Annotated in this window: 13 protein-coding genes; 10 read left to right on the top strand and 3 right to left on the bottom strand. The window is 36.9% G+C overall.

From position 1 onward, the window contains the following. The first annotated feature begins 159 nt into the window (after positions 1-159). Positions 160-3,111, top strand: coding sequence for a PD-(D/E)XK nuclease family protein (locus CHI06_RS22930; RefSeq protein ID WP_095250886.1), 2,952 nt, complete (start codon positions 160-162; stop codon positions 3,109-3,111). Continuing rightward, positions 3,104-6,304 (top strand): UvrD-helicase domain-containing protein, encoded by a 3,201-nt coding sequence (locus tag CHI06_RS22925; protein WP_095250885.1) that lies wholly within the window; start codon positions 3,104-3,106, stop codon positions 6,302-6,304. The genes CHI06_RS22930 and CHI06_RS22925 overlap by 8 nt, the downstream gene beginning before the upstream one ends. A gap of 42 nt (positions 6,305-6,346) precedes the next feature. On the opposite strand, the gene CHI06_RS22920 is transcribed toward CHI06_RS22925, so the two are convergent. Both CHI06_RS22920 and CHI06_RS22915 read right to left on the bottom strand, forming a co-directional pair. Further along, the gene (locus CHI06_RS22920) at positions 6,347-6,757 is read right to left on the bottom strand and encodes an acyl-CoA thioesterase (RefSeq protein WP_095250884.1); all 411 of its coding nucleotides are present in this window, start codon (positions 6,755-6,757) and stop codon (positions 6,347-6,349) included. Between the two features lie 15 nt (positions 6,758-6,772). Beyond that, complete coding sequence (locus tag CHI06_RS22915) at positions 6,773-7,234, bottom strand: SRPBCC family protein (protein ID WP_095250883.1); 462 nt, start codon at positions 7,232-7,234, stop codon at positions 6,773-6,775. 151 nt (positions 7,235-7,385) lie between these two features. Between CHI06_RS22915 and CHI06_RS22910 the strand changes: the two genes are divergently transcribed. The 7 genes from CHI06_RS22910 to CHI06_RS22875 all read left to right on the top strand — a co-directional run bounded on the left by CHI06_RS22910 (position 7,386) and on the right by CHI06_RS22875 (position 13,723). Beyond that, positions 7,386-7,814, top strand: coding sequence for a hypothetical protein (locus CHI06_RS22910; protein WP_095250882.1), 429 nt, complete (start codon positions 7,386-7,388; stop codon positions 7,812-7,814). Between the two features lie 198 nt (positions 7,815-8,012). After that, entirely contained in the window at positions 8,013-8,735 is a 723-nt protein-coding gene (locus tag CHI06_RS22900; RefSeq protein ID WP_095250880.1) for a M1 family aminopeptidase, read from the top strand. A gap of 104 nt (positions 8,736-8,839) precedes the next feature. After that, positions 8,840-9,571: a DsbA family oxidoreductase gene (locus tag CHI06_RS22895; RefSeq protein WP_095250879.1), complete on the top strand. Its 732-nt coding sequence runs from the start codon at positions 8,840-8,842 to the stop codon at positions 9,569-9,571. Positions 9,572-9,744: 173 nt separating this feature from the next. Next, positions 9,745-10,389, top strand: a complete 645-nt coding sequence (locus CHI06_RS22890) for an SDR family oxidoreductase (protein WP_095250878.1) — start codon at positions 9,745-9,747, stop codon at positions 10,387-10,389. Between the two features lie 227 nt (positions 10,390-10,616). After that, positions 10,617-11,222, top strand: a complete 606-nt coding sequence (locus tag CHI06_RS22885) for a DedA family protein (protein ID WP_095250877.1) — start codon at positions 10,617-10,619, stop codon at positions 11,220-11,222. Between the two features lie 70 nt (positions 11,223-11,292). Beyond that, the gene (gene cls, locus CHI06_RS22880) at positions 11,293-12,741 is read left to right on the top strand and encodes a cardiolipin synthase (RefSeq protein ID WP_095250876.1); all 1,449 of its coding nucleotides are present in this window, start codon (positions 11,293-11,295) and stop codon (positions 12,739-12,741) included. Between the two features lie 187 nt (positions 12,742-12,928). Then, entirely contained in the window at positions 12,929-13,723 is a 795-nt protein-coding gene (locus tag CHI06_RS22875) for a putative bifunctional diguanylate cyclase/phosphodiesterase (RefSeq protein ID WP_095250875.1), read from the top strand. Between the two features lie 39 nt (positions 13,724-13,762). On the opposite strand, the gene CHI06_RS22870 is transcribed toward CHI06_RS22875, so the two are convergent. Further along, complete coding sequence (locus CHI06_RS22870; protein WP_095250874.1) at positions 13,763-14,071, bottom strand: hypothetical protein; 309 nt, start codon at positions 14,069-14,071, stop codon at positions 13,763-13,765. Positions 14,072-14,297: 226 nt separating this feature from the next. Between CHI06_RS22870 and CHI06_RS22865 the strand changes: the two genes are divergently transcribed. Beyond that, on the top strand, positions 14,298-14,882 hold the full coding sequence (locus tag CHI06_RS22865; protein WP_095250873.1) for an undecaprenyl-diphosphatase: 585 nt from the start codon (positions 14,298-14,300) through the stop codon (positions 14,880-14,882). Positions 14,883-15,339 lie beyond the last annotated feature (457 nt).

Genomic DNA, 15,339 nt, shown 5'->3' with positions numbered 1-15,339 from the left:
CATCCCATCCTTTCAAGGTAATCGGAGTTATTATCTCCAACATGTCTATTAATATGTTTTAATCCATGCACTTTTGTAAAAACATGGATTTACCTGTCATTCTGAAAAGGTAAAATGATATAATGTGACCAATAATGTGGTCTACAATGGAGGGGTAACATGCATTCGTTAGTCAATGAACTTAACCAAATCTGTACTCAATTCCTCTTAAAAGAAAAAGTTGTCATTGTTGATTCTTTCGAAATCGGAGAACAAATCAATGAGGCTTTTATTAAGTCGGGACAACGGGCGATTAATCTAAAGTATAAGACTGTACCTAATCTTGCCATGAATCTAGTGGAATTACATGGTGAGGAGCCAATAACCGTACTAGTTGGGACAGTTGGCGTTCATTTTACCTATAACATATTGAAGGAATTAAAGAACCAGAGAAAACTATGTTATTTTTCAGAAATGGAAATTACACCTTCCTTTAGTCATGCCATCTATTCAATGCTTCAGAATCTCAGGCTTGCAGGTTACAATGCGGAAACACTTAGGAAAGACGCTTTCCTTGCTCCCGAAAAAGCAGAGGATTTGGCTGCAATTTTAACTCAATATGAAAAAATGCTTGAAACCAATCATTTTACTGATAAAGCTTCCATCCTTACCAAAGCAATTCATTTTGCCCAAAGGATTGAGAAGACTGTCTTTATACTACAGTCCAATTTGCACCTAACACATTTAGAAGAACAGCTTCTTGGTCAAATCCTGCCGGAAGGTTCATTCAAACTGCCTCTTGCTCCTGTTTTAGGGATAAACATCCCAGAAAGGTCAAGTTTATCATCAATATCCTGGGGAGAGCCAACGCCGTTAAGCTGCCTCTATCAGCTTGATGAAGCAGGCGAAGGAACAGTAAATATAGATATTTTCACTTCAAAAACAGAGGAAATGGAAGTGAAACATGTATTAGAAAAGATTAAATCCTCTAGATTGCCGCTGGATGAGTGTTTTGTTTTTTATACAAATGCTGATTCTTACATAGCACCGTTTTTCAATTTAGCACAAAAGCTTGATATTCCGATAACCTTTGGTGAAGGGCTGCCAGTAGTATATAGTCGGCCAGGACGGTTAGTTTCTGGATTAATTACTTGGATCCAATCTAATTATAGTGTTCATTCCTATATCAATTTGCTGAATGAAGGATTAATCACCCTTGGTGACGATTCACCTTCAAAATCCAAAATCGTAAGACTTCTTCGGGATTTACAAATCGGTTGGTCGAAGGAGCGGTATTTAAAGCAACTTGATAATGAAAGGAAACGATTAACTGAAAAAGGGGAAGAGTCTGAAAGTCGAGTAAATGAAATAGCATGGTTACATCAATGGTTTTCAAAGATTTTTAAAAAGCTTCCTGATAGTAATCAAACCTTTAATTATAAAAAATGCTTATCCAGTATTGCTTATATTTTAAAAAATCATAGTAAAAGCAGCACTAAGCTTGATGAAATTTCAAAAACAACGCTTTTAGAAGAAATCGAAAAAATTGTTCCTTATGCCGATGAGGAGTTAGTCAGGCACGATGTACTTGAAAAGCTGAATGACCTGCTGCTTTCGATAAGGGTGAACCAATCGCGTCCAAAACCCGGATACCTGCATATTACTTCTTATAAAAAAGCTGTCTACCACAGTGCTCCAAATGTATTTTTCTTGGGGCTTGATAATCGGAAGTTTCCAGGGAATTCAGGAGAAGATCCATTGCTTCTTGATACAGAGCGTATTGCTCTTGGGAATAAGATGCCATTACTTCGTGAAATGAGTCAGGAAAACACCTATACACTCCTGCAGGCTTTAGCTCATTCGACAGGTCAGGTGACGGTAAGCTATTGTGATTTTTCCATCAATGATAATCGTGTGATAAACCCTGCTCATGTAATTCTACAATGCTACCGAATGATGACAGGCAATAAAGATGCTGAATTCAATGACTTAAAATTACAAACATCAGACCTCGTTTCGAGTGAGATTTTTGAGGTTAAAGACTATTGGACAAAGAAATTAATCGACGACAATCCTTCACAACTTAACGAAGGGATTTTTAATCATTTTCTAAATCTCAAACAAGGTCTTTCCGCAGAAAGTGCTCGTTTTTCAGAAAGCTATTCCGAATATGATGGGTTAATACAAATGGACTCAAGCCAGTATGACCCACGCATTAATCAGGAAAAAACAATGAGCGCAGGGAAATTGGAAACACTTGCAAGGTGTCCTTATTCCTACTTCATTAAAGAAGTATTAAGAGTGAGGCCAATCGAAGAGGTTTCATATGATGCGAATAAATGGTTAGACCCAGCAACTCGGGGCAGTCTGCTTCATAGCATTTTTGAAACGTTTTATAAGGAAGTAACACAACAAAAGGTTAAGCCAACCTACGCAATTCATTCCGATAAAATCATGGAAATAGCTGTTATTCTCATTGAAAAAGAAAAAGAGGTCCTGCCTCCACCCAATGAACGGGTTTATCAACGGGAAATGAACGATATCTTGGCATGCTGTGATATCTTTCTAAAAGAAGAAGAGATTCATGGCGAGCACTACAATCCACTCCATTTTGAATATTCATTTGGTATTGGAGACAGCGAACCAGCCATTATTAAACTGCCATCAGGAGATGTAAAGATAACGGGAATCATTGACCGCGTCGACCAATCTCATGATGGCAGGTACCATATCATCGATTATAAAACGGGAAGTACGTATGGTTATGAGAAAAATAAAGCATTTAAAGGCGGTCGTCAGCTTCAGCATATGATTTATGCCTTAGCGATTGAACAGCACTTAAATTTAGGTGAGGGTGCTGTGGAGGAAAGTACTTATTACTTCCCGACCATGAAGGGAATGGCACAGCGATTTACGAGAAAGCAGGACATTACTCTAAGGACGAATGGTTTAGATATTTTGCAAAAGCTCATTGACGTGATTAAACATGGTCATTTTGAAATGACAGAGGATGAAAATGATTGTAAATTTTGCGAATTCAAGCTGGTTTGCCGACGCCACTTCTACGATAAAGACTCCCTTGAAAAAAAGCAGTCCAATCAAAAGTTAACGGGGGTTCGTGCATATGACTAAAAAGATTATTGATCAAGCTGCAAGGGATAAAATTAAAAACAATCTGCAAACCAATTTCTTAGTCGAAGCGGGTGCAGGCTCTGGCAAAACAACGAGCCTCGTCGATCGGATGGTGAACCTGATTACCACGGGAACAGCGGAAATCCAAGAAATTGTTGCGATTACCTTTACTAGAAAGGCAGCAGACGAGCTAAAGGTACGCTTTCAATCAAAATTAGAAGCAGCCTGGAAAGAAGAAGGTAGCCTTGATATCAAATTTCGTTTGTCTGAAGCACTTCAAAATTTGGAACGATGTTTTCTTGGTACTGTTCATTCCTTTTGTGCCAAGCTGCTTCGTGAACGGCCTATTGAAGCGAATTTGGATTTAACCTTTAAGGAACTAGAAGAGCCCGAGGATTTAGAGCTTTTAGAGGAAGCGTGGCAGCTTTATTTACAAAATATATTGGATGAAAAACCTAATCAATTTGACCAAATTAATGAATTGGGAATTAGCATTGATCAGATTTTCCCGTGGGTAGAAAATCTAAAAGAATTCTCTGATGTTCAGTGGATTACAGAAACAGTTAACAAACCCACACTCACAATAGATTTTCAATCCTTTATGAAGCTAGTAAAGGAAGCGGAAAAAGCGATACCTGTTGAAGAACCCGAAAAGGGCTATGATTCCTTACAAAAAGCAATCCAAATGGCCATTCAAAAAGAAAGATTGATGGATATAACGAAGGATAAGAACATCATTAGTATTTTCGAATTATTTAATAAAAGCTTAAAACCGACATTAAACCGCTGGAACACTAAAGAGGATGCAAAGTTTTATAGTGAAAAAATCACTGCTTTTCTTGAAGTGTCAATCAAGCCTTTGCTCCAAGCTTGGAAGGAATATTGCCACCCATTTATCGTTGAATTCATTCAAGAAGCATTAACTGTCTATGAAGTCTTAAAAAAAGAGCGCTCTTTATTAAATTTCCAAGATTTAATGTTGCACACCTCACAGTTGTTAAAGAAAAATCCTGAGGTAAGAAGCTATTTTCAAAAAAAATACCGTTTCTTACTTGTAGATGAATTTCAAGACACGGACCCACTTCAGGCCGAGATTATGTTTTTTCTAACAAGTGAGAATCCAAGTGAACCAAGTTGGACAAGTTGCAGACCAAAAGCTGGCTCACTTTTTGTCGTGGGTGATCCAAAACAAGCGATTTATCGATTCCGTCGAGCAGATATTGATACATACAATCGAGTGAAACAGTTAATGGAAGAGCATGGCGGTGAAATCCTGCAATTAATTACAAATTTTAGATCGGTAGATAGTGTAACGGAGGAGTTAAATTCTGTTTTTGAAAAGCATTTACCAGCTGTAGAAACACTGCATCAAGCAGCCTATCGACCATTAATAGCACATCACATCGATGAGGGCGGTGAATTTACTGGTATCAAACGTTTAAGTGTTCCTTCAGACTTCAGTAAGAAAGAAGAAGTAATCCTTAAGGATGCAGAAAATATTTCACTTACCATTCAATCTTTGCTTAATAGTGGATATCGAGCAAAGGACTTTATGGTACTGACAAGATACAATGTTGGAGTTTCAGTCTATGCAAAGAAAATAGAGGCAATGGGGATTCCCGTCAGTATTTCAGGTGAGGTAGTCTTGGGTGAAACAAGAGAGTTTCAGGATTTATGGATTTTATTAAAATCCTTTTTAGATTCTACGGATGAAGTGAGTTTTGTTGCAGTACTTCGCGGGATTTTCTTCGGTATCAGTGATCAAGAACTTTATGAATGGAAGCAAGCAAAAGGTAAATTTTCTATCTATAGTGATATTCCAGAGGATTTGAATCCAGCGATTAAGGAAAAATTTAAAAACACATTAACCATATTAAAGTTATGTCAACAAAGAATCCGGCAAATATCTCCAACTGCTGCTATTGAAAGTATCATGGAGGTTGTAGGCTTTTATCCCTTACTTTTAGTAAATAAACGTAACAAACGTACCTATAAGAGTATGCTGCAAATGATGGAAAACTTACGAAAACAGGAGGCATCGGGGAATACCAACTATAAACAAATAATGGATTCTCTAACAAAATTGCTTTTTGAAAAAACAACTGTCGCGAATATGGAGGAAGGTGCTGACGCGGTTCGGGTTATGAATGTTCATAAAGCAAAGGGACTTGAGGCTCCCGTTGTTTTCTTGGCTCACCCTGCCAAACAGGTGAATCCGGTCTCCTTTTTATCACAACATATAAAACGAGAGGACTATTCCTCACAAGGATACTTTATGTTTACCGTGAGAAATGGCTTTCAAGATAGGGAAATTGCAGTTCCTCTAAACTGGGAAACCTATAAAAACGAGGAATTAGAGTACCTAACACAAGAAGAATTGCGGATTATTTATGTCGCAGCCACCCGGGCAGAAAAAGCACTCATCATTAGTTCAAACGGAAGTAATAAGAAAAATCCTTGGAATGTCCTTTTTGAGATGGAAAACATCGAGGAAGTGGAAATTCCTGAAATAGAGAAGGTCGATAAGGTTTCTGCCAATGAAATCACTTTTGCTGAGTACCAAGCAAAAACAGTTAGTAAGCTTGCTTGGCTGGACCAAAGCAAAGTGAAATCCTTTGAGCACTGGACACCAACAAAGGATAAAGATTTCTCAGATGTATTCGAAATTGAACGGGAAGCAGGAGGCGGAAAAGAGTGGGGGACCCTGATTCATGAAGTCTTTGAAAAGGCCGTTCAGGGTCATGATATTACTAAGTATATCAAGGTGGAATTGAGCAGAAACAATATTCCGCCTTCTAAAGAAGATGAAGTTAATACTTATCTCACCAACTTTCGAACTTCGGAGTTATGGGATGAAATCCAAACAGCTGAGGAAGTCTTAACGGAAGTTCCTTTTACCTTAAAAGTTGAAAAGAATGACTCTCTATATGCTCACATTACAATGAATCCTGAAGATAATCATCCTTATCTTGTAAAAGGAATCATTGATCTTATCTATAAAAAGAATGGTGAATGGAAGATTGTGGATTACAAAACTGACCGAGCCAAAAGAAAAGAAGACTACGAAAAACTGAAAACTTTTTATAGTGCTCAACTATCCTTTTATAAGAAGGCATGGGAAAAGATAACGAATGAAAAAGTAAAGAGAGAAAGTCTTTACTTCCTAGAACCCAATACGGTAGTCCACTATTAATAAGAAAAATTCCTCATTTAAAAAAATGGGGAATTTTTTCTGTTACTTATATTCAAGTTCAAATTTTTCAATCCGTTCCCTGACAAAATCAGGAACAGGGCAGGGTTCCATGGTTTGGTGGTCAACACTCACGTAAATTATCTCAGCAAGGAGCACGGGTTCGATTTCATCTTCTCTCGTAATCATAAAATTCATCGTCATGCTTTTGTTGCCGACTCTTTCCATTCTGCACCAAATGGTGAGCAAATCATTTAAGAATGCGGATCGTTTGTAATCGATTGTCGATTTTGCAAGCACAAAATCAAACTCTTCATCGTGTTGAAGAAGCTGCTGGAAATATTCTGTGACGGCAACATCAATATAAGTTAGGTAATGAGAATTAAAAACAATCTTTTGACCATCAATTTCGGAATAACGTACCTTTAATCGATGTGAGAAACGATAATCTACCATTCGGGACTCCTTTCTTTATTTAACTAAAGCATTTTCTTGTTCAGCTAATTCCTTTACCCTTTCTACAAATTTAACAACTGTTTTATCACTGGCAAACCATAAGAATAATTTAAATATCGTTTTTAATGGTTTATTGGTAGTAGTGTATTTGAAACGTGTTTTATGATCAGTTATTTTGTTTAATTCATAGCCAGCAGTAATTTCAAATATATTTGCTAAGGTAAATCCAACCTTCATTTTTTTAAATTCGGGAGTATTCAAATATTCTAATGTTTCAACATCATACTCTTCAATCCGTTTACCTTCTTTATACTGCTGACGATAGATTGTCCCAACGCCTTCTTCCGTCACTTTCACCGGAGTATTACCTACGACCTGAGGCATAATTTTTTGCATATTTTTTAAAGACCCATCAAATAATGACCAAATTTTTTCAATAGGAGCATCAATTTCTATTTCTTTTGTCCATTCCTTCATCCGAGAACACCTCTTAATATATAATTATTTTAAATTTTTCGAAAAAATAACATGTTTAATTTAATATTCTATTTTTTGCGTGAAATTCCTTTCTATTGTACCAAACTCTAATTTGTCCTGCTGAAACTTGTAATTCTACGGTGTTTGAAAAATGAAAATTTTAGTTTCTAAAGTGAAGTCGACAAACAATACCGGGAAAACTCAGGATAAAATTTACTTTCACATATATCCGAACCAATTTCGTGAAGATGTAGATCTACTAGGTGGATTCTGGCGTCAAATTATTGACGGAAATTCTGAACCTGGTTCAATAGAAGTTACGGAAGTTCAGGTAAATGGAGAAAAAGGTAGTTTTAACATAAATGACACGGTCCTTGAAATACCATTGGACAATTGGAAAAAGGGTTCAGCAATTGACCTTGATTTAATGTTTACGATCAAGGTTCCGAAGAATAATGGTCGTTTCTCCTATGATGACAATGCAATTTGGCTGGGAAACTGGATTCCAATTCAAGCAGTATATGATGAAGTAGGCTGGGTTACAGACCCATATCTTTTCGATGGGAGATCCTTTTTATAGTCAAGTTGGTAAATATACAGTCAAGGTAACGGTACCGGGAACCTATCAAATTGCGAGTACCGGTAAGGAGGTAGAAGCTATAAAGGAACAGGATGGATCCCTAAGCTATTCTACTACAATCGAAAATGTGCGGGACTTTACGATGGTGATTATGGATGATCCTACCAAAAGTTATCGAATCAAGTAGGCGAAACAACTGTGAATACATGGTACCTTGCAAGTGACAGCCAGGAGGCGGTAAAACAAAATCATGAAGCGGGGATAAAAGCATTATCCTATTTTGGCGAAGTTTATGGGCCATACCCTTATCCGGAATATGATATCGTTCGGACTGGTATGTTTACAGCAATGGAATTCCCAGGATTAATTTATCTGCCAAAAAACATTCTAGAGAGTAATGAAACAGAGATTGGCTCAGTCGTCCACGAAACGGCACATCAATGGTGGTATGGGATGGTGGGGAATGACGGAGTGAAGGATCCTTGGCTGGACGAGGCTTTAGCGACCTATACTTCAACGAGATTTATGTTAGAGGAATTTCCGGAGCATGGGGCTGCTAGTTTAGAGATGAGAAAGCTCATGACAGAAGGAACAGAAATGGATGAAAAGATGGGTATATTTATCGGGAGTCCTGTTGATAAATTTACCAGCATCGGTTCCTATTCACAACTTGTCTACCCAAAGGGTGCGTTGATGTTGGAAAACCTTGAAAAAGAAATAGGGAAAGAGAAAATGGATCAATTGCTTCAGACTTACTTTAAAGAATATCAATATGATGTTGCGACTAGTAGTGACTTCATATCTGTATTCTCTGAGAAACTTGGACCAGAGGCAAAAGAATACTTTGAGAGTTGGCTAACTGGTAAAGAACCTGAATTTAAGCAAATAGAGGGTTATTTGATTTCCGATAATAGTGTGTAGATAAAACTAAGTTTTGTGTAGATATCAGTTTGTAAGCATGATTTTTAAGTTTTTCAAGGGGCTATGATACTATAAGAAGGAATCGAAGAAAAAGAGGTGTAACCATGAAAATTGAAGTATGGTCTGATTTTGTCTGCCCATTTTGTTATATAGGAAAGCGTCATTTAGAAGAAGCACTAGCTCAATTTCCACATAGAGACAGTGTTGAAGTAGAATTTAAAAGCTTTGAGCTTGACCCTAACTCTCCTCCATACAGTGGCAAAAGTATTCATGAAGCATTGGCATCAAAATACGGGATGAGTATTGAACAAGCAAAGCAAGCGAATCAAAATGTTGGTCAGCAAGCGGCTACCGTTGGCCTGAAATTTAATTTTGAGAACATGAAGCCAACGAATACATTTAACGCTCACCGTTTGGCAAAGTTTGCGAAAACTCAAGGTAAGGAAGCAGTTTTAACAGAAAAACTACTTTTTGCTTATTTTACTGAATCTAAGAATGTAGGTGACCTAGAAACGTTAGCTGAGATTGCCATGGCGTCAGGGCTTGATCGCGAAGAGTCGTTAAAGGTCCTTCAAGATGAAAAAGCGTATGCAAATGATGTTAGAATCGATCAATCGATTGCGGGGCAGTATCAAATTACAGGGGTACCGTTTTTTATCGTTAATCAAAAATATGCCATCTCCGGTGCCCAGCCAACCTCAACCTTTGCAGGTGCACTGCAAAAAGTATGGGAAGAAGAAAATCCAGCTCCGGTACTTCAGGACCTTTCCACGGTTAGCGCAGAAGATGCAAGCTGTGTGGATGGCAACTGTGTAATTCCAGATAGAAAAGAATAACTCTTTGAGAAAAGCTGCATCTATTTGGTGCAGTTTTTGTTTTAAGTAATATAAAAAGGGTAGTAGGTTATTTTGAAAAGAACTTGGCAGTTACCCTCCCTATATTGAGCTTTTTGAATAAGTTGTTCCCGCAACGAAATAATAGTCGTAAACAAGGTAAGGAGCTAACAATGATGAACGTATTGGTGGTTGGAGCAAATGGGCAGGTTGGTAAACTTCTTGTTAACCAACTTAGAGACAGTCAGGAACATACAGTCAAAGCAATGGTTAGAAGAGAAGAACAAGCTGAGGCATTTAAAAAACTGGATTTAGAAGTAGCGGTTGCCTGTTTAGAACAAAGTGTCGAAGATATTGCTCAGGCAGCAAGAGGCTGTAATGCGATTGTGTTCACCGCAGGATCGGGTCGGCATACGGGATATGATAAAACTCTTCTAATTGATTTAGATGGTGCGGTGAAAACAATCGAAGCGGCAGAAAAGGTCGGGATAAAACGCTTCATCATGGTTAGCGCCATTCAGGCACATAGAAGAGAAAACTGGAATGAGAAAATGCTTCCATATTATGCGGCAAAATACTATGCAGACAAAATGCTTGAACAAAGTGAATTAACCTACACGATTATCCGTCCAGGCGGTCTATTGAGCGAGCCAGGAACTGGGATGATTACAGCAGCAGAAGATATACGAAGCGGGAGGATACCACGTGAAGATGTGGCAACAACTATTATCCATTCCTTAACAGAAGAAAATACATACTACCAATCCTTTGACCTCGTTTCCGGTGGTGTACCCGTTAGTGAAGCACTAAAACTTATCTAATAAACCAGGTAAAAAAGGTAACTGCACTGGTGAGACTATAATCTGTGATAAACCCAATATCGAAATTCTGAAAAGCATTTGAATCTCAAATGCTTTTTTTCGCTGTAAATGGTTTTAATTTTTTTACCTAAAAATATAGTAATTAGAAGTAGATGTCCTATATTGAAACTTTTTCGATAACCAAACGTAATTCTATAAAAGCTATTTATTATTCATTGGAGGGCATTATGGATTTATGGATTAAAGAATTTATTGAACATTTCGGGTACTGGGGCGTGTTTCTCCTCATTGCACTAGAAAATATATTCCCTCCTATCCCATCGGAAGTGATTCTAACATTTGGGGGCTATATGACCGCTCAAACCAAACTGACTGTTCTTGGAGTTATTGCAACTTCCACGTTAGGCTCTGTGTTTGGTGCTGTTATCCTCTACCTGCTCGGGACCATATTAAATGTAAACAAATTGGAAGGTATTATTGAACGATACGGGCGTTTCCTCCGTTTAACAAAAGAGGACCTCTATCGTGCAGATTCGTGGTTTGATAAATATGGAATCTGGACAGTCTTTTTCTGTCGTTTCATTCCGCTCATACGCAGTCTCATTTCGATTCCTGCAGGTATGGCGAAAATGAATTTTTGGCTGTTCATCAGTTTTACAACCTTGGGCACCATCATTTGGAATACTATATTGATAAATCTAGGAGCACGAGTAGGAGAAAATTGGGAAGCTATAGCGGAAAGAATGGACTATTATTCTAATTATATATATGTACTATTATTTATTCTTCTTATCTTCGCTATGGGATGGCAGAGGAAAAGAAGAAAATACTAGGATAAACTACGAGTAAATCTGAAAGAAATCTGCTAAAGTGTTTTTTATGTCGGATGAGAGGGTTTATGCCATGAATATTACGTCTATATTATTAGGCTTATTACTTGTTTTGAATATCATGTTGGCCCTCGTTGTCATTTTTCAAGAAAGAAGGGACGTTGGTTCCACGTGGGCCTGGCTATTAGTTTTATTTTTTATTCCAATCTTGGGATTTGTGATGTATCTATTATTAGGTCAAAATTTAAGTCGAAAACGGCTTTTCCAATGGGATGATCTCAAAAAGACAGGTTTTGAAAAAGCACTAGAAACGCAATTAACCAAACTTCGCCTGAATCAATTCTATTATCGCAATGATGTAACAAGAGATAATCATGATTTGATTTATATGCATATGATTAACAATCAAGCCATTTTAACAGAGGACAATGCTGTAGAGATTTATACCGATGGTAAAGAAAAATTCGATCAGTTATTTAAAGATATAAAAGCAGCAAGGAATTATATTCATATCCAATATTACATTATAAAAAATGATAATCTGGGCAAAAAACTAATCGAAGCTTTGACTACAAAAGCGAAGCAAGGGGTTAAGGTTCGTATTCTATATGATGAATTAGGTTCGCGCAGCTTGCCGAAACGATCCTTTAAAGAATTTCGTAAAGCTGGAGGACAGGTGGAGGTCTTTTTCCCATCAAAATTTCGATTTATTAACCTTAGGATGAACTATCGAAATCATCGGAAATTAGTCATTATTGACGGGAAAATTGGTTACGTTGGCGGTTTCAATGTTGGCGATGAATATTTGGGACTTAATAAAAAATTTGGCTATTGGCGGGATACCCATTTACGGATTCAAGGGACTGCAGTGTATGCTCTTCAGACCCGTTTCATCCTGGATTGGAATCAAGCCTCTGATGACCAAGATGTTGATTATGTTCCAAATTTATACCCAGAAGATATTTCTCATGGGAAAATCGGAATTCAAATTGTAACGAGTGGTCCTGATTCTGAGTTTCAACAAATTAAGAATGGCTATATTAAAATGATTATGTCTGCAAAAAAAACAATTTATATTCAAACTCCATACTTTATACCTGATGAAAGCTTGTTAGATACCCTTCGTATTGCCTGCTTATCTGGAGTGGAAGTCAATATTATGATTCCAGATAAACCTGATCACTTATTTGTGTATTGGGCAACTCTCTCACATGTCAGTGAATTATTAAAAGTTGGCGCAAAGGTATATATTTATCAAAATGGTTTTATCCATGCAAAAATGCTGGTTGTTGATGAAGAAATCTCATCTGTTGGGACGGCGAATATTGACTATCGAAGCTTTAAACTCAATTTTGAAGTAAATGCCTTTTTATATGATGAAGGTGTTTCTAGAAAACTAACGGAAACTTTTAAAGAGGATATAAAGGTATCGATGTTACTAACGTTTGAAGGTTATCAGAAACGTTCTTTAGAGGTTCGTCTTAAAGAATCTGTATCTAGATTACTATCCCCTATCTTATAAAAAATTGAAATGAATAATCGTAAAGTGTACTTCAGACGATTTTTCATGGAGTAGGACTTGTTGAAATTCTTTTTGATTCTTGTTAACCGATTGGACAATCGAGCATGGGAAAGCTTCATCGCCATCTCACCATGCTCATTAATTAAGTTAGCCTATCCCATAGGGGGTAGGCTTTTTTAATGATGAGTTGAATGCAAAAGCTCAGCATGAATTAGATTTGGAAGTAGACTTACGAAAAGCGCTCGAACAATTTCAATTCGAATTATATTACCAGCCACAGTTCAATATAAGAACCAATCAGCTTTGTGGAGCAGAAGCCCTTATGAGATGGATACATTCTGAAAAAGGTATCATTCCACCTAGATCTTTTATTCCTTTAGCGGAAGAGACTGGGCTGATTATTCCAATGGGAGAGTGTGCAATTCGAACAGTCTGCCAAGAAAATAAAAAATGGCAAAAGGCTGGTTATCCACCTATCACTGTTTCTGTAAATATTTCAGCTAAACAATTCTTTCATTCAAATTTGGTTGAAATCGTACAATCAGCATTAACAGAGACGGAACTACAACCTAAATATTTAGAATTAGAGATTACTGAAAGTATTACAATGAATGTAGAACACTCCATTTCAACACTTTTAGAATTAAAGAAAATTGGGGTTAAGATTAGTATTGATGATTTCGGTACGGGATATAGTTCGTTGAATTACCTGAAGAGGCTGCCAATTGATAAATTAAAAATTGACCAATCTTTTATTCGAGAATGTCCTTATGATGTAAACAGTAATACTCTCGTTCGGACCATCATTGTAATGGTACATCTCCTTAAACTTCAAGTCAAAGCAGTGGGAGTTGAAACACAAGACCAAATATCCTTTCTTCTAGAACAAGGCTGTAAGGAGGCACAAGGATATTTTTTCAGCAAACCTATACCTGTCCCTGAATTTGAATCTAAATATATGGAAAAACGCTTGGAATTGTAATCCGAGCGTTTTTCTACTAGTAAACAATTGATTGAGGTGTTACCTCTTTAGTCGCTTAAGTACGCTATCTTCAAATTCAGCTTGATCTATATCTAATCCAATTACTTCATTTCTAAAGGACTTAAAGCGTCCATTCTCCACCTCAAGCGTAAAATATCCTCTAGAACTGGTTAGGTTTATATCTCCAATGATATTTTTCCTTCTGGCTGGATCAAACAAATTCACTAAATTTGGATTGCTTGGATGTGGTTTAAACCGACAGCCCTGTTCCACGCAAAGTCTCACAATATTACGTACCTTAGGATGAGCAATGCTTTCAACCTTTTTTATTACTTCCTCGTTCGCCATAGGGTGTGATTCTCCTTTCCATTCCTTCAACAGTATGCTAATGGTAAGGGAAATATGCTTAACTATTAAAGTAACGTATTAGTCTATGTACTCAATCTTAAAAAAGAATAGATTTCTCTCGTTTCTTCCATATAAACTCTTACAAAAGTGTAAGGTAAATGTAAGGAAAAGAAATTTAGGAATCACAATGATTGTCATATACTCCTCTAAGAGGAGGAGTTATTTTATGAATGAAAGTTTATTTAGACTAATTAATGATTTAGGGAAACAACATACATTCTTTAATCCTATTTTTGTATTTATTGCGGAATATATGGTTATCTTCTTAGCCTTAGCGGTAATCATTTTCTGGGTTACCCGGATAAAACAGAATCGAATCATGATTATTTGTGGTTCAATCACGTTTGTTATTGCTGAGATTGTTGGGAAGTTAGCAGGAAAGATTCATTTCAATAAACAGCCGTTTGCCGAACTGACTAACGTAAATCAATTAATAGAAAAAGCAGTTGATAATTCATTTCCAAGTGACCATACTATTTTGTTTTTTTCATTTTGTATGACATTCTGGTTTTTTAGAGGTGGTAATGGATTTTTCTGGTTCCTGCTTGCATTTTTAGTTGGTATATCACGTATTTGGGTAGGCGTTCACTATCCAGCGGATATAATGGTTGGGGTTATCATTAGTACCATTTCAGCATTTTTGGTGTTTCGTATTGTTCCTAAATTAAGAATGACTCAAAAATTGCTGGGGATGTATGAAAAAGGGGAATCCTCTATCCTGTCCTTAAGAAAAGACAATTATCATGGATAATCATATATATAGAAGAAACCTGCTTAAATCCACCAATTAAGCAGGTTTCTATTCTGTTAAAAAACAAATTTGTCAATAAACTTTGTGGTAAGGTCTCTAAGTATTTTCACTTTTTTCTTAGTGACCGGAACCCCAATAAAGTAAGGGCCAGAATCACTATCCCCTTTATGAGTGACCACTTCTGCTTTTTATAAGATTATGGGGTCTTATCATGCTTATGAGTGACCGCTTCTTCACTTTTTAAAAGGTTTCGGGCTCTCATCCATTAAGAGCTCTATAGGACTGAAACTCAAATAATAATTGGAAGGTTTTACATATTGCGGTATGCCTTATAGGGTGTTATTATAAGAAAGTTCCTTCGCGGAGTGGTAAACAACATTAGGATATTAAAAAATATATTGACACTAACGAAGAAAACGTGGTAAAATATTTTTTGTCGCTAATACGAGTGACACAT

The organism is Bacillus sp. 7884-1 (assembly GCF_002272245.1).
Classification (GTDB): Bacteria; Bacillota; Bacilli; order Bacillales; family Cytobacillaceae; genus Neobacillus.
This window is presented reverse-complemented; position numbering and strand designations above follow the sequence as displayed.